Source organism: Pseudomonas sp. RIT-PI-r, from assembly GCF_001297015.1.
Classification (GTDB): Bacteria; Pseudomonadota; Gammaproteobacteria; order Pseudomonadales; family Pseudomonadaceae; genus Aquipseudomonas.
Genome location: NZ_LIGE01000020.1, coordinates 42,984 through 65,742, shown reverse-complemented (window position 1 = coordinate 65,742; position 22,759 = coordinate 42,984). Strand labels below are relative to the sequence as shown.

The following is a 22,759-nucleotide window of genomic DNA, read 5'->3' as shown; positions in this document are numbered from 1 at the left end:
CAAATCGCAGACAACAAAAAAGGGCTCACCTTTCGGTGAGCCCTTCCAGACCGCCCAGCAGAGCGGATTTTGTTTGGTAGGCGCGATTGGACTCGAACCAACGACCCCCACCATGTCAAGGTGGTGCTCTAACCAACTGAGCTACGTGCCTGCTGTGAGGCGGCATTCTACGGAATTCCCGAGGGGTGTCAACACCTTTTTTTCACCTAACCCTATGAATATGCAAAATATTTAATTTCGGGCCGCTGACGAAGATTTTCCGGTGGCTGGCAGAGGTTTTTCAACTCAGGTAGGATCGGTGCACTCGTAAAATATATTAAACAGAGGCTGCCGGATGGCGAACACCCCTTACCCAGAGTCCTATTACGCTGCGTCGGCCAATACCGTACCGCCCCGCCCTGCCTTGCAGGATGATGTGGAGACGGACGTCTGTGTGATCGGCGCCGGGTATACCGGATTGTCGTCTGCCCTGTTTCTGCTGGAGAACGGTTTTCGCGTGACGGTACTGGAAGCAGCCAAGGTCGGTTTCGGCGCTTCCGGGCGTAATGGCGGGCAGATCGTTAACAGTTATAGCCGTGACATCGATGTGATCGAACGCACCGTTGGGCCGAAGCAGGCGCAGTTGCTCGGGCAGATGGCTTTCGAGGGTGGCCGGATCATTCGCGAGCGCGTGGCCAAGTACAACATTCAGTGCGACCTGAAGGACGGCGGCGTATTCGCAGCCATTACCGCCAAGCAGATGGGTCACCTGGAATCGCAGAAGCGTCTTTGGGAGCGCTTCGGTCATACGCAACTGGAACTGCTCGATCAACGCCGCATCCGCGAAGTGGTCGCGTGTGATCAGTACGTCGGCGGCATGCTCGATATGAGCGGCGGCCATATTCATCCGCTGAACCTTGCCCTCGGCGAAGCAGCGGCGGTCGAGTCGCTCGGCGGCACGATCTATGAGCAATCGCCTGCCCTGCGCATTGAGCGTGGCGCCAACCCGGTGGTGCATACGCCGCAAGGCAAGGTCAGGGCCAAGTTCATCATTGTCGCCGGCAACGCTTACCTCGGTAATCTGGTGCCGGAACTGGCGGCCAAATCGATGCCGTGCGGCACTCAGGTGATCACTACCGAGCCACTGGGGGACGAGCTGGCGAAAGCATTGCTGCCGCAGGATTACTGCGTCGAAGACTGCAACTACCTGCTCGACTATTACCGCCTGACTGGCGACAAACGTCTGATCTTCGGCGGCGGCGTTGTTTATGGCGCGCGGGATCCGGCGAACATTGAGGCGATCATCCGCCCGAAGATGCTCAAGGCATTTCCGCAGCTCAAGGATGTGAAGATTGATTACGCCTGGACCGGAAATTTCCTGCTGACCCTCTCACGCTTACCTCAGGTCGGGCGCTTGGGTGACAACATCTATTACTCGCAGGGCTGCAGCGGCCATGGCGTGACGTACACACACCTGGCAGGCAAGGTTCTGGCTGAGGCGTTACGCGGTCAGGCTGAGCGCTTTGATGCGTTTGCCGATCTGCCCCACTACCCGTTCCCCGGCGGCCAATTGCTGCGAACACCGTTTGCGGCGCTGGGTGCCTGGTATTACGGGTTGCGCGACAAATTCGGGATGTAAAAAAGGGCCGCTGAACAGCGGCCCTTTTTATTCAACACTGAACGGTTTCAGAGCTGATCCCGAGCAATCCCGCTACGGATCCGCAGGATATCAGCCAGCACCGCCAGAGCAATTTCCGCCGGCGTCTTGCTGCCGAGGTTAAGCCCGATCGGCGCATGGATCCGCGCCAACTCAGACTCGCCCAGCCCACCGATCCGGCGCAGTCGCTCAAAGCGTTTCTGCGAGGTCTGCAGCGATCCCATTACGCCAATGTAGAACGCTTCGGTGCGCACCGCTTCCATCATCGCCAGATCGTCGATGCGCGGATCGTGGGTCAACGCGACGACCGCCGTATCGCGGTGGCAGCCACCATCGGCGATAAACACCGAAGGCAATTGCCGACGAATCTCCACGCCGTTTAGCACCACGCCTTCAAGCACTTCATCACGCGGATCGCAGAGAATCACTTCAAACCCGAGACCCACGGCGAACTCGGCACACGCCTGCGCCACGCTGGAATAACCGGCGAGCAACAAGCGCTGCGCCGCGCCAACACGAATCCGCACCCGATCAATCTCACGCTCGATACGCGCACCCTGCTCGCGATCTGCGAACAGACTGCGCGCACCGCTGGCCAGATCGACCTCGCGAATCAAGCGACGCTGACCGAGCAGCGCCGACTCCAACTCACGCAGATGCGCCTGCACATCACAGTCGGCGTCAAACTTCTCTACCAGCACATCGAGAATGCCGCCACACGGCAGGCTGACCCGCGAACGCGGATCGTCACCCTCGCCGTAACGCACAACGTTGACCGCATCGACAAACGCACCTTCGGCGACGCGCTCGAGAAAGTCTTCCTCGACGCATCCACCCGACAGCGAGCCGATCCACTGCCCGCCTTCGTTCACCGCCAGCAGCGAACCCGGCGCGCGTGGTGCCGAGCCGTAAGTCGTCAGCACGGTGCAGAGCCAGATACGCTGCCCCGCCACCGACCACTCCAGCGCGCGGCGCACCACTTGTAGATCGAGATGCTGCATGTCAGTGGGCCTTGTGCTCGATGGACGGTGCGTCGGCTTGCAGCTTCTGCACCTCGCTCACTGCCAGCTCGGCAGACTGGCCGCCCCACCCTTGACGCAGGTAGTTGAGCAGATCGGTCAGCTGTTCAGGACTGAGCTTGCCGGCAAAACCCGGCATCGGTTGCATGTGCTCGAAACCGGAAAACTTCTGCTCGCCGATACCATCTTCGATCACGCGCAACAGGTTGCGTGGATCTTCCAGGCGCAACGTGGTGTTGCCGCGCATGGCCACCGCGATGTGCGGTTTGCCTTCACCACCGACCGCATGGCAACCGGCGCAGACATTCAGGTATTCCTGCTGGCCGCGCTGGGCGCTCGGACTGAGTTTTTCCACCGGCACTTCGACAAGCGTTTTGGCTGCCGGCGGTTTGTCGCCGAGCAGGAACGTCGCCATTGCCGCCAGATCCGGATCGCTCAGGCCCTGAGTGCTGTTGTGGAACACCGGGAACATCTCGTTGAACATCGTCCCCTGCGCGCTCATGCCGTGCTTGAGGAACGTGCTCAGATCCTGCTCGTTCCAGCCGCGAGCGGCCAGATCAGTAGCCAGCAGACTCGGCGCCAGATAACCATTAAGGATTCCGCCGGTGAGGCGTTTATCCAGCTGCATCGCACCCGGCAGGCCGCGCGGGGTGTGGCATTCGCCGCAGTGACCGAGCACTTCGACCATGTATTGGCCGCGTTTCCACGCTTCACTTTTGCCTTCGGCCGACTCCAGTTTCAGGTCTTTGCCGTACATCATGTTCCAGCCGATCAGACCCGGACGCACGTTGAACGGAAAGCTCAGACTGGTGACCGGCGCTGCGCGCTCAATCGGCTCGATGGTTTTCAGATACGCATGGATCGCATCCGAATCCGCGCGCGGCATCAGGTGATACGAGGTGTACGGCATCGCCGGATACAGGTTCGCACCGTCGCGACGCTTGCCTTCGGTAAGCGCCGCGAAGAACTCGTCATCGTTATACAAACCGATGCCGTGCTCTTTGCTCGGGGTGATGTTGGTGCCGTAGATCGTGCCGAACGGCGAGACGATCGGCAGACCGCCGGCAAACGGCGCACCACCCGCTGCCGTGTGGCAAGCCATGCAGTCAGCAGCGCGTGCGAGATACTCGCCACGCTTGACCTGATCATCGGCGTGAGCAAACAACACCGGCGCAGCGAGGCCGACCGCCAAGGTCAGGCGGGTCAGTAAAAGCTTCATGCTTAACCCTCCTTGACCAGGCCGAGATCGGTCAGCACGTTGCGGGTAGCGTTGTAGTAACGCACGTACCCGGTGCAACGGCAGACGTGATGGCCGAGGCTGTCCTCGATGACTTGTTCCAGCTGGCTTTTGACAATCGGCTGGCGCTGCAGCTTCTCAACCAGCACGGTCGCGGCGTTGACGAAGCCCGGTGCGCAGTAGCTGCACTGGAAAGCGAACTCATCGACGAAGCGCTGCTGGATCGGGTTCAGCTCAGTCACCTGACCGCCTTCGTCACGCTTGGCGTGGCTCTCGATGGTGCGGACTTTCTTGCCTTCGAAGTAATGCGCGCCGGTAATGCAGGTGCGCACCTCTTCACTGGTGCCGTCGGGATTGTCGACGATCACTACGCAGGCGTGGCAGATGCCCTGGCCGCAGCCCAGACGCGAACCGGTGAGGTTTTTGTATTCGTGCAGATAGTCGATCATCGGCAGGTCATCAGGGATGTCCACGGGGCCGACGGATTGACCATTGAGGGTCAGTTGAAGCGGACGGTTAGCCATTGAGGGCCTCCTTGATGCGCGCAGCAGTGATTGGCAGATCGCGAACACGTTTACCGATGGCATGCGCCACGGCGTTACCGATGGCGCCGACAATCGGGATCATCACCACTTCGGCGATGCCTTTGGACGGATCGCTTGGCGACAGCGCCGGGAGAATTTCCGACGTCTGTTTCCACACAGCAACGTGGCGCGCCATCGGCAGACGGTAACGGTTGAAGTTCCAGTCCCCCTCCCCCGGCCCACCTTCATACAGCGGCATTTCTTCCATCAACGCGTGACCGATGCCCATGGCGATACCGCCTTCCATCTGACCCTTGACCAGCTCTTCGACCAGCACACGACCGCACTCGACCCACGAATGATGGTTAAGCACTTCGACTTCTGCCGAACCCTTGTTGACCTTCAACTCGACCAGCGTCGCCACCGGGCTGTAGTAAGTCACCGCAGCGTTGTTCAGTTGCACGACCGGATAATTGATGTTCTGGCGATCCAGCAAGTGGAAACCGGCAGTGTTCATCAGCGCTTTTTTCGCGTTAGGTGCACCGTCGCCGTACTTCACCGCCAGACCATCGAGCGGCAGACGCTCGCGCACGCCGTCGATGCTGTATTCGGCTTCAGCCCAGCTCCAGCGGTTGAACGCATGAACGGTGGCGCCGGTCACCAGGCCACGCTCGTGAGCGTGTTTGGCCAGCTCTTCGAAGCTCAACGGCTGCATGCCGTTGGCGGTAAGTTTGCCGTCAACCCAATGCGCATCTTCGCGACGTACAACGTAAGGGTTGGCTTGACCGCCGTAAGGACCCTGACGCCAGATTTCCATGGCCGCTGGCCACAAACCGTTGTTGAACAGCACGCGCGCCGCTTCACGGGTGGCATGGCTGAAGTAGTACGCCGAGTTGGTCGCCGACGAGGCCGAGGCCAGCTTGCCGACCCAGCGCGGGTTGCGCAGCAGGTTATCCTGCTCAGTCTGACTCATGATGTAAGGGTTGCCGCTGGTGATCAGCTGCATTTCCTTCCATTCGGTTTCACCGGTCTTCACTTCGTGCGCCGGGCTGCCGAGGAAATCGGCCACGACCAGAGCCTGCGAGGTGGACATGCCGGTGCCGATTTCGATACCGATGTGGCGTAGGGTTATGCGACCCTCGGCAGTGAATTCGATGCTGGCCATCGGCGCTTCAGAACCGGTGCCGAAGTCTTTCTGGCAAATGGCGAAACCGACGCCGTACCAGTTGTCCGGGTCGGCGGCTTCGCGCTGGTTCTTGATCGCGTCGCGGTTTTTCCAGACTTCGTGCACCGAAGCCTTGTCGAGAATTTCATGCAGGCGCAAAGCACCGGCGGGGGTCGCGCCCTGGGTGTTTTTCATGCCCGAACGCAAAGCGTTCTTGCGACGCAGGGCGATGGCATCGACACCGAGGCGATTGGCGATTTCGTCGACCATCATTTCGGTCGCCGCCATGCTCTGCAGGGTTCCGTAACCACGCATCGAACCGGCCTCAACGCCACGCGAGTGGTAGGCGGTGACTTGCAGATCGTTCTGCGGCATGTAGTAGATCGACTGCGCGGCCGTGGCGCCAACCGCGGCTACCGATGGGCTGTAGTTGATCCGGCCGCCACCGTCGACGCTCATTTCAGCGCGGAAAATCTTGAAGCTGTAGTCGTTCTTGTCCACGGCCAATTGGTAGCGGATGTCGAACGGGTGACGCTTGATCCCGCTTTGGAACTGCTCGTAGCGGTCGTTGGCCAAGCGTACTGGCACACCGGCGCCGTACAACGCGGCGAGGGCCGCGTAGTAAACGAAGATGTTGTGGTCTTTGGAACCGTAACCGACGGTGTAACCCGGATGCATGTTGAGGTTGTCGAGGCCGAAGCGCGACGGCGAGATCATCTTCGCAGTTTCGGTCGCTGCCTCCAGCGGGCACTGGGTGGCCACTACGAAATGCAGGGTCTTGGTCTTCGGGTCGTACCAGCCGTTGCCGTTGTCCGGCTCCATTGCAGCCGGCTCGATCGACGGGGTCTTGTAGCGCTCGTCGAATACCAGCCAGTTGTCCGGCGGCGTGTCGATCTCGCTCTTCATGCGGTCAGCGTAGAACAGCCCGCGCTCAGTCAGATTGCCGTGCAGGTTCGGCTGGGAATTCCACACCGGACGACGGTTCTTCAGCATCGGGAACAGGATCGAGTCCTTGAGGCTGGCGAATTCATCTTCGTCTGCCGAGGTCGCGCCGCCAACGCGCACATAGCGGAAGCTGCCGTAGGGGTCGCCTTCGTAGAACGGCACTTTGGCACCGTAACGAATCGCTTTGTCATTGAATTTGAGTTTGTTCTTGGCCTGACGGAAGCGCTCGAAGTCGTTCCAGATCAGGATGGCCACCGGGTGACCGATGAACATTGGCACCTTGCCTTCTGGCAGCAGTGGATCCGGCGCATGTTCTTCCGGGAAGACGATGCCGTCCTTATCCAGGTCAGCGGCGGTGACGATGCGGTCCGGCTGCAAATCGGCGCCGAGCCACGACAGGTCGTAACCGTCGTAAATGCGGTCAGCCTTGATGGTTTTCAGCAACATGGCGTGGCCTTGCTGCTCGGGCCAGCCCGGCATGTCCTTGGAGCGAATGTCGCGAGCAAAGACTTTGCTGCCGCAGACCTTGGACAGCGCATCGTTACGCTGACGCGCTTTGCCGTTGTTGCCGAGCCATTTCTCGGACGGCACGGTTACGCTGTTTTCCATCAAGGCAGCCAGCGCCTGGGTGCTGAGTGGCGTGAGCGTGACGCTCACGCCCGCCACCAGCCCGCCCTGGAGGAACGAGCGCCGGGATATATCACGGTTGGACATGGATCATCCTCTGGGCGGTTATGTGTCCGCCCTTCTGGTTATCTACTGGGAATCTCGAGTCTTGCAGAAGCCCTTCTTGGCTAAACGAAAGGCGTGATGACAGTGCAAAGCTGACCGAAAGGTTAACTTTAAAGGTTTCTGGGCTCGCAGCAAACAACCAGATACAAAAATTTGACTAAAGAATCAAAAAATCAATGCGACGTGAGACCGCAGCAGGCGGGTAGACACTTGTAGGAGTGAGCCTGCTCGCGATGGCGGAGTGTCAGTCACCAGCAGCATGGCTGAACTGACGCTATCGCGAGCAGGCTCACTCCTACAGGGATTTGTGTTGGCTTCGGGATTGGGGCGGGAGGAAAAGAAGGTAATAGCCAAATTCCAGACACAAAAAACCCCGGTCTTTCGACCAGGGTCTTTGCTATCGATTCCGAATCAACCAAGGGTTGCTTTCGGTGCTTCAAGGCGTTCAGTGGTCCTTGGAGCAGATATGGCGCAGCGGACGGGACTCGAACCCGCGACCCCCGGCGTGACAGGCCGGTATTCTAACCGACTGAACTACCGCTGCGTATCGCTTTGAGCTTGCGCTCAAGTAACTCGTTTTGACTGCTAGCTTCGGTGCTTGGCAATCGCGAACCAGACAAGCCTGATTCGTAAAATATGGCGCAGCGGACGGGACTCGAACCCGCGACCCCCGGCGTGACAGGCCGGTATTCTAACCGACTGAACTACCGCTGCGCGTCGGTGCAGGCACTTTCAGCCTACGCTCTTGCTTACGCAAGTCTCTCGGGGAGTGGTGGGTGATGACGGGATCGAACCGCCGACATTCTGCTTGTAAGGCAGACGCTCTCCCAGCTGAGCTAATCACCCGTTTGCATCTCCGAGGCCGCGAAATTTACGCAGGTAGAGAACCTAAGTCAATAGCAGGATTGAAGTTTTTCTAAAAAAGACGAAATTGCTTCCATCCTGCAAGACCGCCTTCCCGAGCAAGCTCGCCCCCACAGGGGATTGCATTCCAAATGTGGGAGCGAGCCTGCTCGCGAAGGCGCCAGTCCATTCAACGCAAACTCAGAAAAAGAACGCGATCTATTCGCTGTAAATCATCTTTTTCGTCATGCCGCCATCGACGACGAATTCCTGCCCGGTGACAAACCCGGCATTCCTCGACAGCAACCACGCAACCATGGCCGCCACGTCTTCGACTGTCCCTACCCTGCCCGCTGGATGCTGAGCATGATCGGCATCGGCCAACGGCTCCGCTCGACGTGCAGAGGGATCACGCGCATCGATCCAGCCCGGGCTGACGGCGTTCACGCGAATCTCCGGCCCCAGGCTGATTGCCAGCGCATGCGTGAGCGCCAATAACCCACCCTTGCTCGCCGCATACGCCTCGGAGTCCGCCTCCGACTGCCGCGCACGGGTCGAGGCCAGATTGACGATCGAACCGTTGTGAGCGCGCAGATAAGGCGCACAGTGCTTGGCCAGCAACATCGGCCCACTGAGGTTTACCGCCAGCACGCGATTCCAGTAAGCCAGATCGAGGCTTTCCAGGGTGATGTTGTGCGGATCGGCGACCGCCGCGTTGCATACCAGCGCGTCGAGACGACCAAACTGCCCCAACACCTCAGCAACACCCAGCGCAACCTGGCCCTCATCGGCAACGTCCATGGCAATGAACCAGGCGTTTTCGCCCAGCACCTTCGCCACTTTCGAACCGCGCGCACGATCCAGATCGGTCAGCACCACTTGCCAGCCTTCGCTGATCAGCCACGCCGCAATCCCCAGACCAATACCGCGCGCGGCACCCGTGACCAACGCGACGCGGCCATGGGTACCCGCTGTCGGCGTCGACAACTCGATCACAGCGCTGCCAGACCGCGCGCCAGATCGGCTTGCAGATCCGCCACGTCTTCGAGACCGACCGCGATGCGGATCAGGCTGTCACGGATGCCCGCTGCTTCACGCTCTTGCGGTGCGAGACGGCCGTGAGAAGTAGTGCTCGGGTGAGTGATGGTGGTTTTACTGTCACCAAGGTTTGCGGTGATCGAAATCAAACGGGTGGCATCGATAAAGCGCCAGGCGCCCTCTTTGCCGCCCTTGACCTCAAAGCTCACCACCGCACCGAAGCCCTTCTGCTGACGCTGAGCCAGTTCGTGCTGCGGATGGCTCTTGAGACCGGCGTAATGGACTTTCTCGATACCGTCCTGCTGCTCCAGCCATTCAGCCAGCTCCTGGGCATTGGCACAATGCGCCTTCATCCGCAGGCCCAAGGTTTCCAGCCCCTTGAGGAAGATCCACGCATTGAATGGACTCAGGGTCGGCCCGGCAGTGCGCAGGAAGCCGACGATTTCTTTCATCTGCTCGCTACGCCCGGCTACCACCCCACCCATGCAACGGCCCTGGCCGTCGATGAACTTGGTCGCCGAGTGCACGACGATGTCCGCCCCCAGTTTCAGCGGCTGTTGCAACGCCGGGGTGCAGAAGCAGTTATCGACCACCAGCATCGCGCCTTTGGCATGAGCGATTTCTGCCAGTGCGGCGATATCAACCAGCTCAGCCAGAGGGTTGGACGGCGACTCAACGAAGAGCAATTTGGTATTCGGCTTGATTGCCGCATCCCAACCCGAAAGCTCGGCCAGTGGCACGTAATCGACTTCCACGCCAAAACGCTTGAAGTACTTCTCGAACAGACTGATGGTCGAGCCGAACACGCTGCGCGAGACCAGCACATGATCGCCAGCACTGCACAGGCTCATCACCACTGCCAGGATCGCAGCCATGCCGGTTGCGGTCGCAACAGCCTGCTCGGCGCTTTCCAGTGCAGCAATGCGCTCTTCGAACGCGCGCACGGTCGGGTTGGTGTAACGCGAGTAGACGTTGCCCGGCACTTCGCCGGCAAACCGCGCGGCCGCATCGGCAGCGGTGCGGAACACGTAGCTGGAGGTGAAGAACATCGGATCACCGTGCTCACCTTCCGGCGTACGGTGCTGACCGGCACGTACGGCCAGGGTATCGAACGCTACGCCTTCAAGGTCGCTGTCCAGCCGACCGGCATCCCATTCCTGACTCATGCTGTCACTCCTTGCGCTGTTCTCGAAAATTGAAAGTCAGATACAAAACCGGCCCCTCAGGGCCGGTAGAAACTCAGTTGTTGTACAGATCGATGATCGCACTGACCGCCTGGGTCTTGATCTTCGAGGAGTCGTTACGCGCCTGCTCGATCTTGTTCAGGTACGCCTCGTCGACATCGCCGGTGACGTACTTGCCGTCGAACACCGCACAATCGAAGTTCTCGATCTTGATCTTGCCGCCACCGACCGCTTCGATCAAGTCAGGCAAGTCCTGATAGATCAACCAGTCAGCGCCGATCAGATCCGCCACGTCCTGCGTCGAACGGTTATGCGCGATCAATTCGTGAGCGCTTGGCATGTCGATGCCATAGACGTTCGGGAAGCGTACCGCCGGAGCAGCCGAGCAGAAGTAGACGTTTTTCGCGCCGGCTTCGCGAGCCATCTGGATGATCTGCTTGCAGGTGGTGCCGCGCACGATCGAGTCGTCGACCAGCATCACGTTCTTGCCGCGGAATTCCAGCTCGATGGCGTTGAGCTTCTGGCGTACCGACTTCTTGCGCGCCGCTTGACCCGGCATGATGAAGGTACGACCGATGTAACGGTTCTTGACGAAACCTTCGCGGAATTTCACGCCCAGGTGATTCGCCAGTTCCAGCGCGGCTGTACGGCTGGTGTCCGGAATCGGGATCACCACGTCGATGTCGTGCTCTGGACGCTCGCGCAGGATTTTCTCGGCGAGCTTCTCACCCATGCGCAGACGGGCCTTGTAGACCGATACGCCGTCGATGATCGAGTCCGGACGCGCCAGGTAGACGTGTTCGAAGATGCACGGGGTCAGGGACGGGTTGGTCGCGCACTGACGGGTGTGCAGCTTGCCGTCTTCAGTGATGTAGACCGCTTCGCCCGGTGCCAGGTCGCGAATCAGGGTGAAACCGAGCACGTCCAGCGAAACGCTTTCCGAGGCGATCATGTACTCGACGCCTTCGTCGGTGTGACGCTGGCCGAACACGATCGGGCGGATGCCGTGCGGGTCGCGGAAACCGACGATGCCGTAACCGGTCACCATCGCCACGACGGCGTAGCCACCGACGCAACGGTTGTGCACGTCAGTCACGGCAGCGAACACGTCTTCTTCGGTCGGCTGCAGCTTGCCACGCTGGGCCAGCTCGTGAGCGAACACGTTGAGCAGCACTTCCGAGTCGGAACTGGTGTTGACGTGACGCAGATCGGATTCGTAGATCTCTTTGGCCAACTGTTCAACGTTGGTCAGGTTACCGTTGTGCGCCAGGGTGATGCCGTAAGGCGAGTTGACGTAAAACGGTTGGGCTTCGGCCGAAGTCGAACTGCCTGCGGTCGGGTAACGGACGTGGCCGATACCCATGTGGCCGACCAGACGCTGCATGTGACGCTGTTGAAACACGTCACGCACCAGGCCATTGTCCTTGCGCAGGAACAACCGGCCATCATGGCTGGTCACGATACCGGCAGCGTCCTGGCCGCGGTGCTGGAGCACGGTTAGCGCGTCATACAGCGCCTGATTGACGTTCGACTTACCGACGATACCGACGATGCCACACATGCGACGCAACCCCTACTTAATGGATCTGAACTGAACAACACTCACTGAGGCGTTTTCGCCGACGGCAAGAGTTGCTCCTTGAACGGAATATCAGCGGGTACGCTGATTCCGCTGGCAAGCCACTGACTGCTCCACCCGAGTATCAGGTTTTTGGACCAGTCGGCGACCAATAGAAACTTTGGTACGAGCTGTGATTCTTTCCACCACCCGTCCTGCTGTACCGGCCCCAGACTCAACAGCCCGACCGCCACGACCACCAGCAACACGCCACGCGCAGCGCCGAAGGCCATGCCGAGGAATCGATCGGTCCCGGACAACCCGGTGACGCGTACCAACTCGCCGATAAGATAATTGATCATTGCGCCCACGATCAGTGTGGCGACAAACATGATGGCACAGCCCGCGATCACGCGAGCCGATGGGGTTTCGATGTATCCGGCGAGGTACTCGGACAGTGAGCCACCGAACATCCAGGCGACGGCTCCTGCGATGATCCAGGTCACCAGCGATAATGCTTCCTTGACGAAGCCGCGGCTCAAACTGATCAAAGCGGAGATGGCGATGATTGCAACGATCGCCCAGTCAACCCAGGTAAATGGCACAGTGCAGCCTACAGACGGATAAGGCGGCGCATTTTAGCAGAGCGCATGCCTCTCGGTAAGCTGCGATTGTCAGTGCATTTCAATCGAGGCGATAGTTTTTAGCCGCGCTCAGGCTGGAAGCGCACAACAAAACCCTTGAGGTTCTGCTGACGCCCCAACAGATCACGCAGACGATCAGCCTCGGCACGCTCGATCAGCGGGCCGACAAACACCCGATTCTTGCCGTCGGCGGAGCGGATGTAAGCGTTATAGCCCTGACTGCGCAGGGTCTTCTGCAGGCTTTCGGCGCTGGCACGACTCGACAGACTGGCCAGTTGCACCGACCAGCTCACCGACAGACCGTTGGCATCGACGCGGCTTTGCGTTGTGTCCGGCCTGGACGAGGACGCAGTGATCGGCTGAGCAGGCGCAGGAATCGGCTTGGCCACCGCCGGAGGCGCAACAGGCTTGGTGATCATAATGGGAGCCGTCGGCGCAGGCGCAACAGGTGCAGCAGGCGCAGTATCTTCTGCGACTTCTTCATCCGTTGGCACTGGCTCTTGCGGCAAGGCTTGCGGCTCAGGCACGGCGACCGCTTCCATTTGCACTTGCGGCATGGCAGGCGCTTGCGGAGCGGCGGGCGCCTCGACAGTCACCTGACGCTGCTCATCCTGACGGGAAAACAGCATCGGCAGGAAGATCACCGCCAGCGCGACCAGCACCAAAGCGCCAACCATGCGCTGCTTGTAAGCTTTATCCAGCAAAGCCATTTGCCGCTTCCTCCGTGGAGCGCCGGGCCAGCCATTCAAGGGCCTCGGCGACACAATAAAATGATCCGAACAACAGAATCTCGTCGTCGCTGGTGGCTACGGCGCACTGCCCTTCCAGCGCGGCGGCAACACTGTCGTAAGACGTGACCGACGCACCAAGGTTCTGCAATGCCGCCTGCAATTCAGCTACCGGGCGAGCTCGCGGCGAATCCAGCGGCGCCACTGCCCAGGGCGCGACACTCGCACTCAATTCGCCGACAACACCATCCAGATCCTTGTCAGCCAGCAGACCAAATACCGCCAAGCGCTTGCCGACTAGCGGCCGCGCGGCCAGACGACGGGCCAGATACTCGGCGGCATGCGGATTGTGACCAACATCCAGCAACACATTCAGGCGCTTGCCGCCCCAATCGAACGAGCGGCGATCAAGGCGCCCGACCACGCGCGTCGCCTGCAGGGCGACGACGATCTGCTGCGTATCCCACGGCAAACCAAGCAGCAGGTACGCCTGCAACGCCAGCGCGGCGTTTTCCATCGGCAGATCGAGCAGCGGCAAGTCATGCAGCTCAACAGCCTGACCTTGCGCATCGGTGCCGCGCCACTGCCAGTGCTGATCGGTGATGCCAAGGTCGAAATCGCGTCCACGCAGGAAGAACGGACAGGCCAGTTCAAGCGCCTTGTCGAGCAGCGGTTGCGGAGGATTCAGATCGCCGCACAAGGCAGGTTTGCCCTGACGGAAGATACCGGCCTTTTCGAAAGCCACGGATTCACGGGTATCACCCAGATAATCGGCGTGATCGACGCCAATGCTGGTGACCAGTGCGATATCGGCATCAACCACGTTGACCGTGTCCAGACGCCCGCCCAGACCGACTTCAAGCACCACCGCATCGAGTCCGGCCTGTTGGAACAGCCAGAACGCCGCGAGAGTGCCCATTTCGAAGTAAGTCAGGGAAGTGTCGCCGCGCCCGGCCTCGACTGCAGCAAAGGCTTCGCACAGCTGCGCGTCAGTGGCTTCGACGCCATTGAGCTGCACCCGCTCGTTGTAACGCAGCAGATGCGGGGAATTGTAGACACCAACGCTCAGGCCCTGCGCGCGCAGCAATGAAGCCACGAATGCGCACGTCGAACCCTTGCCGTTGGTGCCGGTGACCGTAATCACCCGAGGCGCCGGCTGGCCCAGCCCCATCCGGGACGCTACCTGTTGCGAACGCTCCAGGCCCATGTCGATGGCCGATGGATGCAACTGCTCAAGGTAGGCGAGCCACTCGCCAAGGGTGCGCTCGGTCATAGGCCAGCAGGTACCGGCGGAACCACGATCGGCTCGATTGGCGCGGCGACGAATTTCGGCGTCGGCTTGCCAGTCATCTGTGCGAGCAGGTTACCCAGACGTGGGCGCAGCTCCTGACGGTGGACGATCATGTCGATGGCACCGTGTTCCAGCAGGAATTCACTGCGCTGGAAGCCTTCCGGCAGTTTTTCACGCACGGTTTGCTCGATAACGCGCGGACCGGCGAAGCCGATCAGGGCTTTCGGCTCACCGACGATCACGTCGCCGAGCATCGCCAGACTCGCGGAAACACCGCCGTAGACCGGGTCGGTCAACACCGAGATGAACGGAATGCCTTCTTCACGCAGACGCGCCAGTACGGCGGAAGTCTTGGCCATTTGCATCAGCGAGATCAGCGCTTCCTGCATGCGCGCACCGCCGGAAGCGGCGAAGCAGATCATCGGGCAACGGTTTTCCAGGGCGTAGTTGGCAGCGCGGACGAAGCGCTCACCAACGATGGCACCCATCGAACCGCCCATGAAGGCAAATTCGAACGCCGAAACCACTACTGGCATGCCCAGCAAGGTGCCGCTGACGGAGATCAGCGCGTCTTTTTCGCCGGTCTGCTTCTGTGCGGCGGTCAGGCGATCCTTGTACTTCTTGCCGTCGCGAAACTTCAGACGGTCAACCGGCTCCAGATCGGCGCCCAGTTCGTTGCGACCTTCGGCATCGAGGAAGATGTCGATGCGCGCACGTGCGCCGATGCGCATGTGGTGGTTGCACTTGGGGCAAACGTCCAGGGTCTTTTCCAGTTCTGGACGATACAGCACCGCCTCGCAAGACGGGCATTTGTGCCACAGACCTTCAGGGACCGAGCTCTTCTTGACCTCGGAACGCATGATCGAAGGGATCAGTTTGTCTACCAACCAGTTGCTCATGCTTTTTTTCTCCAGTACCGGCGGCCCGAACGCTCTGGTTCGCAGCCCCGCGTATGCCCTTCAGCTAAATTCATGTGTGTGGCGATGGTTGACGGACAGCCACGGTCAGCGCGAAACATGACCTGCGTGCTATCCCCAAACCCTCAGCCGCGCCTGCTTTGTGCAAGTGCATTGATGGACGGCGGCAGACTGCCAGCCGTCACATCAATATGGAGCTTTGCGTGCAGCGTTGATGAATGCGCGAATCTTTGCGTGATCCTTGATGCCTTTGCTCGCCTCTACTCCACCGCTGACGTCTACCGCGTAGGGTTTTACCCGCGCCACGGCGTCGGCGATGTTCTCAGGGGTCAAACCACCGGCAAGAATCAACGGCTTGCTCAAACCTTGCGGAATCAATGACCAGTCGAACGCCTCACCGGTTCCGCCGGGCACGCCTTCGACGTAAGTGTCGAGCAGCACGCCACTGGCACTCGGGTAGGCATCGACAGCCGCCGCGATGTCATCGCCAGCCTTGACCCGCAACGCCTTGATATACGGACGGCGCCAGCCTTCACAGTCTTCAGCGACTTCATCACCATGGAACTGCAACAGATCCAGCGGCACGGCATCGAGGATTTCGCCCAATTCGCAGCGACTGGCATTGACGAACAAACCCACGGTGGTCACGAACGGCGGCAACGCCTTGATGATCGCACGCGCCTGCTGCACGCTCACCGCGCGTGGACTCTTGGCGTAAAACACGAAACCGATCGCATCAGCCCCGGCTTCGACGGCGGCCAACGCATCTTCCATGCGGGTAATCCCGCAGATCTTGCTGCGAACGGCTGGCATGTCGAGAAAAACTCCAAGGCAAAATCCGGGAAAGTCCCGGATGGTAACAAAAGCGTTCGAAGGCGTCAGCCGTCAAGTTCGGAGAAACCCGTAAGGAAATGTGGCCCGATAAAACGCTCGGGCAACGGGAATTCGTCGTGGTACTCGACTTGCACCAGGTACAACCCGTACGGATGCGCGGTCACCCCACCAGAGCGGCGCTCGCGGCTTTCCAGCACTTCCTTCATCCATTCGACTGGACGCTCGCCCGCACCGATGGTCATCAGTACGCCAGCGATGTTGCGCACCATGTGATGCAGGAATGCATTGGCGCGGATGTCGAGCACGATCATCTTGCCGTGACGGGTCACGCGCAGGTGATGCATCTTCTTGATCGGCGACTTAGCCTGACACTGGCCGGCGCGAAACGCACTGAAATCATGGGTGCCGATCAGATACTGCGCGGCCTCGGCCATGCGCTCGACGTCCAGCGGACGGTGGTTCCAGGTGATTTCTTCATTGAGATGCGCCGGGCGAATCTGATCGTTGTAGATCACGTAGCGATAGCGCCGGGCAATGGCCTTGAACCGCGCATGGAAATGCGCCGGCATCACCCGCGCCCAACTGACGCTGATGTCGTGGGGCAGATTGATATTGGCGCCCATGACCCAGGCTTTCAGCGAACGATCAACCGTGGTATCAAAGTGCACCACTTGTCCGCAGGCATGCACGCCGGCGTCGGTGCGCCCGGCGCACTGCAAGGAGACCGGCGAGTTGGCAACTTTCGACAGGGCTTTTTCGAGTTCTTCCTGCACCGTCGCCACACCCGTCAACTGACGCTGCCAGCCACTGTAGCGCGAGCCTTTGTACTCAACGCCCAACGCAACGCGGTAAAAGCCGTCGGGGGCCATTTCGGCGACCGGGTTATCTATGTTTGCCAAGGTGGGACAGCCTGCTGTTTTTACAAAGGCGGGCATTATAAGGCTGTGGTTCAGGGATGCCAGAACTCTCTATTGGCAGTTCTGGCCCTATCGCGAGCAGGCTCACTCCTACAGGGGAACGCATTCCAAATGCAGGAGTGAGCCTGCTCGCGATAGTAATCCTTCAGACACCACTGAATCCGGCACAAACAAAAACGGCAGCCTCAATGGGCTGCCGTTTTGTTTACCGCAGATTGACTACAGGCTCGAGAGCATTTCCTTGGCTTCACCACGCTGTTTCTCGTCACCCTCGGTCAGCACTTCGTTGAGGATGTCGCGTGCACCATCGGCATCACCCATATCGATATAGGCCTGAGCCAGATCGAGCTTGGTCGCGGCCTCGTCGGTGCCGGCAAGGAAGTCGAAATCGTCTTCACCCAGATCACCACCGATTGCCGCATCGGCTTCAGTGAAGGTCGGTTCGGCAACGCTTTGCGACAGACGATCCAGCTCGGCGTTGACGTCATCCAGTTCTGCTGCGAATGCGTCAGGCTCAGCCGCCGGATTGCTGTCCATTTCGTCGGCCAGCGACAGATCGAAATCGGCCGGCAGTTCCAGATCATCCTGCGGCACGTCAGCTACCACCGGCGCCTCGACTGGAGGCAGATCCTTCACGCCTTCGTCCAGATCCAGCAGGAAGTCATCGTCCGCCAGATCAGCCGCAGGAGCCGCCGGCTCGGCACCGAGATCCAGATCCAGATCGAAGTCCGACAGGTCATCCAGATTCTCTTTGATGTCGGTCTGCTGTTGCAGCACCGACTCGAAGCTCAGGTCATCGTCGGACGGGAATTCGTCCAGCTCGACCGGCGCTTCGGGCTCAACCACAGGCGCTGGCTCAACTGGCGTGATGTTGTCGAGATCGTCCAGGCTCAGGTCAAACGCACTGTCCAGGTCATCTTCAACAGGCGCTGGCGCAGGCGCTTCAGGCTCATCCAGCAACAGTTCCTTGACGTACTGTGCATCCAGCTCAGCAGCCACGGCAGCAGCGGCCAGCCCCGAAGCAGCGACGACGGCCATCGCCGGGAAGCGACTCTTCAGTTCTTCGACCTTGGCAAAGTTGTCGCCATTGGCCACCAACTGACGTTCCTGGCCGACGAACGCATCGCGATCGCCCTGCTGACCGTAGACTTCCATCAGTTTCAGACGCAGATCGCTGCGTTGCGGCTCGAGGCTGACGCCCTCCTCCAGCAATGCTGCAGCCTGATTCAGGCGACCGGCATTGATGTGCGATTGCGCCTTGTCGAGCACGTCATCGGAACGCTCGGCGGCCGGCGCCACCAGCGGCGCGGCAATCGGCTCAGCCATCACGATCGGCGCCACTACCGGAGCCACGACTGGAGCAGGAGCAGGCGCCGGAGTGTTGAGCTTGACGCTCGCCGCTGGCGTTTCCAGACCTTCGAAGCTGCTTTCCGGCAGATCCTGCTCGGCGGAGAACTCTTGTTCTTCGGCCAGCGCACGAGCCATGCGCACATGCTTTTCAGCTTCCTGCTGAGCTTTGCGGCGACGTGCCAACAGCAACAGCAGGAGCAGCAGAACCACCGCACCACCACCGATCAGACCCAACAGGATCGGATTGGTCAGCAGCTCATTGAAGGTTTTTTCATCATCAGCCGCAGGTTTGGTTTCGACAACCGGCTCGACCACTGGCTCAACCGGCGTTTCGGCAGGTGGAGCAATGGCAGATTCTGGCGTCGGCGCTGCTTCTGCAGGAGTAGCCGGCGGTGTGGCAGCCAGCTCAGCAGTGATCGCCGGAACCGGCGCGACTGCGCCATTCGCGGCCGGGGCAGCGCCCGCGCCTTCGGCCTGCAGTTTCGCCAGTTGATTGTTCTTCAGCTCGATGAGCTTTTGCAGCTTGTCCATCTGACTTTGCAGATCGGACATGCGGCTTTTCAGTTCCTCGTTGTCACGACGGGTCGTGTCGAGGTTTTCCTGAGTGACTGCAAGCTTGTTGCTCAAGGCTTGGGCGTCACCTGCCGGGCCTTTGCCGCGCGCCTTGGCACTCTCGGCGGAGACCAGGCTCAGATTGTCCTGGGCGTTCTGTGCTCCAGCGGTATTGCCGCGACCACGGTTGGTCGCATCGAGCTGCTGCTGACCGGTGCCGGGCTTGGCCACATAGCGACGGCCCGTGCGCCAGGCTTCGTTCTGCGCCGCGACCTCGGCAATCGCTTTCGACTGCGGCAATGCAGTGCTTTGCACCGAATCCGGCAGACGTAGCACCTGACCGGTTTTCAGCCGGTTGATGTTGCCACCGATGAACGCATCCGGGTTCAACGCTTGAATGGCCAGCATGGTCTGCTGCACCGAACCACCGTTGCGCGCCTTCGCGGCAATCTCCCACAGGGTATCGCGCGGCGTGGTGGTGTATTGCGTCGGGTGTGTGGCGCCCGTGGTCGGTGCGGCGATGGTCTGCGACGGCGCCGGTTGTGCGGCGGCGTCAGCGGTCTCTGGCGAGAACTTCGATGGATCCAGCAGCACGCTGTAATCGCGCAGCAGACGACCGTTCGGCCACATCACCTGCACGAGGAATTTCACCATCGGTTCCGACAACGGCTTGCTCGACGTTACGCGCAGCACGCTTTTGCCGCTGGCGTTGAGCACCGGAGTGAAAGTCAGGTCATTGAGGAAGGCCTGGCGATCGACGCCGGCCTTGGCGAAATCTTCGGGTGAAGCCAGGCTCGGCACCACTTCGGCAGCAGTGAGATCCTTGACGTCGAGCAGCTCGATTTCAGCCACCAGCGGCTGGTTCAGGGTCGACTTCAGGGTCAGCTCCCCGAGCCCGAGGGCATGCGCCATACCGGAGGACAGCGCCGAGGCGGCCGCTATTGCTAACACCAGTTTGCGAACTTGAACCATAGCCTCATCCTTTGTTTGAACGTTCCTCGGCCAGCGAGAAGATATTGATTGCCGCTGCCGTAAGGCATTGCGCGCGACGACGACAGATGTCGCGCGCGCTCATTTCTTTGATGCCCCGGAAAGTCCCGGAGGGTGACACTTTATCCAGCGCTCCGGGCAAGCATAGCGCTCACCTAGAATCAGTCGACAAATTGTTGCCAAGTATCTTTTACAGCAGGTCTTTTATCAACAATTCAGCCACCTGCACAGCGTTAAGGGCTGCACCTTTGCGTACGTTATCTGACGTCAGCCACAGATTAAGTTCCGCCGGGTCGTCGACTCCGCTGCGCACGCGCCCGACATAGACCACGTCCTGGCCTACCGCGTCACCCACGGCGGTCGGATAATCACCGGCCTCGACCAGCTCGATCCCGGCCGCATCTTCGAGTGCAGCGTTGACTTTTGCCAGGTCGACAGCCGACGTTGACTGCAAGGTCACGCTAAAGCTATCGCCAAAAAACACCGGGGCTTGAACGCAAGTTGCGGAAATCTTTAAAGAAGGCTGTGCCAGCACCTGACGCAACTCGCGCACCAGACGTTTTTCCAGCAGCGTATGGCCCTGTGCGTCAGGCGTGCCGACCTGCGCCAGCAGGTTGAAAGCCATCTGCCGATCGAAGAAGGTTGGCTCCAGCGGGCGCATGTTGAGCAGCTCGGCGGTCTGCCGCGCCAGCTCGGTCACAGCTTCACGACCCTGTGCGGACACGGCGAGATTGGCGGTGACGTTCACGTATTGCAGGTCGATCAGATCGAGCAGCGGCGCCAGCACCACGGCGAGCGAAGTGGCCGATGGGCTTGGGCTGCTGACTTGAAACGGCGCCTTCAAACCGGCGAGCACAGCGGGGTTGGCCTCCGGAACGATTTGCGGCGCCTGATCGGCTGGCAATGCACCGGACAAGTCGATCAGCGAGCAACCGGCAGCATGGGCGCGCGCGGCGTAGCTCAAGGTAATGGCCGGGCCCGCGGCGAAAAACACCAGTTTGACCTTGCTGAAATCGAACTCGTCGACTTCGCGAACGCGTACGTTCTTGTTGCGGAACAGCACCGAGCTGCCGGCAGATTCGCTGCTCGCCAGCAGGTGCAGGTTGCCGACCGGGAAGTCGCGTTCTTCGAGAATCTGTACGAGGGTTTCGCCGACAGTACCGGTGGCGCCGATCACGGCAATATCTAGGGTCTGGGTCATGGTGCGAGCCTCTGGCGAAACGGGGGGAGCGGCACTTTACCGGGTGACTGGCGCACAGGCAATTTCTGTCCGGGATTTGCGGCGCCCCAACCGGCCTCATCGCTGGCAAGCCAGCTCCCACAGGTTTCTGTGTTGTGCATGAATCTTGTGTACAACACTGAACACTGTGGGAGCTGGCTTGCCAGCGATGAGGCCGGTACAAACACCCGAGAAACCACAGGCATAAAAAAACCCGCACCTCTCAAAAGGCACGGGCTCTTTCATTGCTTCAGGCGATCAACGCTCAAGCAAGATACGCAGCATGCGACGCAGCGGTTCGGCCGCGCCCCACAGCAGTTGGTCGCCAACGGTGAAGGCACCGACGAATTGCGAACCCATGTTCAACTTGCGCAGACGACCCACCGGAACATTCAGGGTGCCAGTGACCTTGGTCGGGCTCAGCTCCTGCATGCTTATTTCGCGCTGGTTCGGGACCAGTTTGACCCAAGGGTTGTGTTGGCTGATCAGCCCTTCGATATCGGCGATCGGTACGTCTTTGTTCAGCTTGATGGTCAGCGCCTGGCTGTGGCACCGCATCGCACCGATGCGCACGCAGATGCCGTCGACCGGGATCGGGCTCTTGAAGCGACCGAGGATCTTGTTGGTCTCGGCCTGAGCTTTCCACTCTTCGCGGCTCTGGCCATTCGGCAGCTCTTTGTCGATCCACGGGATCAGGCTGCCGGCCAGCGGTACGCCGAAGTTTTCGGTCGGGTACGCTTCGCTGCGCATGGCATCGGCCACGCGACGGTCGATGTCGAGGATCGCGCTGGCCGGATCGGCCAGTTGATCAGCGACAGCGGCGTGGGTCGCGCCCATTTGCTTGATCAGTTCACGCATGTTCTGCGCGCCGGCACCGGAAGCCGCCTGATAGGTCATGGCGCTCATCCACTCGACCAGACCCGCCTCGAACAGACCGCCCAGGCCCATCAGCATCAGGCTGACGGTGCAGTTGCCGCCGATGTAGTTCTTGGTGCCCGCATCGAGCTGCTGATCGATAACCTTGCGGTTGACCGGATCGAGAATGATGACCGCGTCATCGTTCATGCGCAGGCTCGAGGCCGCATCAATCCAGTAACCCTGCCAGCCGGCTTCGCGCAGCTTCGGGAACACTTCGCTGGTGTAGTCGCCGCCCTGGCAGGTCAGAATCACGTCGAGGGTCTTCAGCTCATCAATGCTGTAAGCATCCTTGAGCGGAGCAATGTCCTTGCCCACGGACGGGCCTTGGCCACCGACGTTGGACGTGGTGAAAAACACCGGCTCGATTAGATCGAAATCCTGCTCTTCCAGCATCCGCTGCATGAGCACGGAACCGACCATCCCGCGCCAACCGATCAGACCTACACGTTTCATCGCAACTACACCTTCTTGAAAAGTGGGCCGCTGCTTTGTATTGAATTTCGCAGCGGGCCCGAGAG

Annotated in this window: 17 protein-coding genes and 4 tRNA genes; 1 reads left to right on the top strand and 20 read right to left on the bottom strand. The window is 60.2% G+C overall.

Going from position 1 to position 22,759, the window contains the following annotated elements:
• Nucleotides 1–74: 74 nt before the first annotated feature.
• Nucleotides 75–151: transfer RNA gene (locus tag AK821_RS07775), tRNA-Val, on the bottom strand.
• 183 nt (nucleotides 152–334) lie between these two features.
• On the opposite strand from AK821_RS07775, the gene AK821_RS07770 reads away from it, so the two are divergent.
• Nucleotides 335–1,618 carry an NAD(P)/FAD-dependent oxidoreductase gene (locus tag AK821_RS07770; protein ID WP_064389137.1) on the top strand — a complete coding sequence of 428 codons (1,284 nt, stop codon included), beginning with the start codon at nucleotides 335–337 and terminating at the stop codon, nucleotides 1,616–1,618.
• A gap of 47 nt (nucleotides 1,619–1,665) precedes the next feature.
• Here the strand turns inward: AK821_RS07770 and AK821_RS07765 are convergent, their stop codons facing one another.
• The 19 genes from AK821_RS07765 to asd all read right to left on the bottom strand — a co-directional run bounded on the left by AK821_RS07765 (nucleotide 1,666) and on the right by asd (nucleotide 22,694).
• Nucleotides 1,666–2,637, bottom strand: a complete 972-nt coding sequence (locus tag AK821_RS07765) for an XdhC family protein (RefSeq protein WP_064389136.1) — start codon at nucleotides 2,635–2,637, stop codon at nucleotides 1,666–1,668.
• A 1-nt stretch (nucleotide 2,638) separates the two neighbouring features.
• Nucleotides 2,639–3,874, bottom strand: coding sequence for a c-type cytochrome (locus tag AK821_RS07760; RefSeq protein ID WP_064389135.1), 1,236 nt, complete (start codon nucleotides 3,872–3,874; stop codon nucleotides 2,639–2,641).
• Between the two features lie 2 nt (nucleotides 3,875–3,876).
• Nucleotides 3,877–4,416 carry a (2Fe-2S)-binding protein gene (locus tag AK821_RS07755; RefSeq protein WP_064389134.1) on the bottom strand — a complete coding sequence of 180 codons (540 nt, stop codon included), beginning with the start codon at nucleotides 4,414–4,416 and terminating at the stop codon, nucleotides 3,877–3,879.
• Nucleotides 4,409–7,240 carry a xanthine dehydrogenase family protein molybdopterin-binding subunit gene (locus AK821_RS07750; protein WP_064389133.1) on the bottom strand — a complete coding sequence of 944 codons (2,832 nt, stop codon included), beginning with the start codon at nucleotides 7,238–7,240 and terminating at the stop codon, nucleotides 4,409–4,411. The genes AK821_RS07755 and AK821_RS07750 overlap by 8 nt, the downstream gene beginning before the upstream one ends.
• 485 nt (nucleotides 7,241–7,725) lie before the next feature.
• A tRNA-Asp gene (locus tag AK821_RS07745) sits at nucleotides 7,726–7,802 on the bottom strand.
• Between the two features lie 93 nt (nucleotides 7,803–7,895).
• Nucleotides 7,896–7,972, bottom strand: a tRNA-Asp gene (locus AK821_RS07740).
• Between the two features lie 56 nt (nucleotides 7,973–8,028).
• Nucleotides 8,029–8,104, bottom strand: a tRNA-Val gene (locus AK821_RS07735).
• Nucleotides 8,105–8,320: 216 nt separating this feature from the next.
• On the bottom strand, nucleotides 8,321–9,097 hold the full coding sequence (locus AK821_RS07730) for an SDR family oxidoreductase (protein WP_008083223.1): 777 nt from the start codon (nucleotides 9,095–9,097) through the stop codon (nucleotides 8,321–8,323).
• Entirely contained in the window at nucleotides 9,094–10,305 is a 1,212-nt protein-coding gene (locus AK821_RS07725; protein ID WP_064389132.1) for an O-succinylhomoserine sulfhydrylase, read from the bottom strand. Before AK821_RS07725 ends, AK821_RS07730 begins: the two co-directional genes overlap by 4 nt.
• Nucleotides 10,306–10,378: 73 nt before the next feature.
• Complete coding sequence (gene purF / locus AK821_RS07720; RefSeq protein ID WP_007913462.1) at nucleotides 10,379–11,884, bottom strand: amidophosphoribosyltransferase; 1,506 nt, start codon at nucleotides 11,882–11,884, stop codon at nucleotides 10,379–10,381.
• 41 nt (nucleotides 11,885–11,925) lie between these two features.
• Nucleotides 11,926–12,486, bottom strand: coding sequence for a CvpA family protein (locus tag AK821_RS07715; protein ID WP_039771589.1), 561 nt, complete (start codon nucleotides 12,484–12,486; stop codon nucleotides 11,926–11,928).
• 98 nt (nucleotides 12,487–12,584) lie between these two features.
• The gene (locus tag AK821_RS07710; RefSeq protein ID WP_064389131.1) at nucleotides 12,585–13,235 is read right to left on the bottom strand and encodes an SPOR domain-containing protein; all 651 of its coding nucleotides are present in this window, start codon (nucleotides 13,233–13,235) and stop codon (nucleotides 12,585–12,587) included.
• Complete coding sequence (folC, locus tag AK821_RS07705) at nucleotides 13,219–14,526, bottom strand: bifunctional tetrahydrofolate synthase/dihydrofolate synthase (protein WP_064389130.1); 1,308 nt, start codon at nucleotides 14,524–14,526, stop codon at nucleotides 13,219–13,221. Before folC ends, AK821_RS07710 begins: the two co-directional genes overlap by 17 nt.
• Nucleotides 14,523–15,443 carry an acetyl-CoA carboxylase, carboxyltransferase subunit beta gene (gene accD, locus AK821_RS07700; RefSeq protein ID WP_064389129.1) on the bottom strand — a complete coding sequence of 307 codons (921 nt, stop codon included), beginning with the start codon at nucleotides 15,441–15,443 and terminating at the stop codon, nucleotides 14,523–14,525. Before accD ends, folC begins: the two co-directional genes overlap by 4 nt.
• A gap of 204 nt (nucleotides 15,444–15,647) precedes the next feature.
• Nucleotides 15,648–16,274, bottom strand: coding sequence for a phosphoribosylanthranilate isomerase (locus tag AK821_RS07695; protein WP_064389128.1), 627 nt, complete (start codon nucleotides 16,272–16,274; stop codon nucleotides 15,648–15,650).
• A 65-nt stretch (nucleotides 16,275–16,339) separates the two neighbouring features.
• Nucleotides 16,340–17,164, bottom strand: a complete 825-nt coding sequence (gene truA / locus AK821_RS07690) for a tRNA pseudouridine(38-40) synthase TruA (RefSeq protein WP_034152768.1) — start codon at nucleotides 17,162–17,164, stop codon at nucleotides 16,340–16,342.
• A gap of 267 nt (nucleotides 17,165–17,431) precedes the next feature.
• The gene (locus AK821_RS07685) at nucleotides 17,432–20,086 is read right to left on the bottom strand and encodes a FimV/HubP family polar landmark protein (RefSeq protein WP_064389127.1); all 2,655 of its coding nucleotides are present in this window, start codon (nucleotides 20,084–20,086) and stop codon (nucleotides 17,432–17,434) included.
• Between the two features lie 208 nt (nucleotides 20,087–20,294).
• Nucleotides 20,295–21,305, bottom strand: a complete 1,011-nt coding sequence (locus AK821_RS07680) for an aspartate-semialdehyde dehydrogenase (protein WP_064389126.1) — start codon at nucleotides 21,303–21,305, stop codon at nucleotides 20,295–20,297.
• Nucleotides 21,306–21,581: 276 nt separating this feature from the next.
• On the bottom strand, nucleotides 21,582–22,694 hold the full coding sequence (asd, locus tag AK821_RS07675; protein WP_007913448.1) for an aspartate-semialdehyde dehydrogenase: 1,113 nt from the start codon (nucleotides 22,692–22,694) through the stop codon (nucleotides 21,582–21,584).
• Between the last annotated feature and the right edge of the window lie 65 nt (nucleotides 22,695–22,759).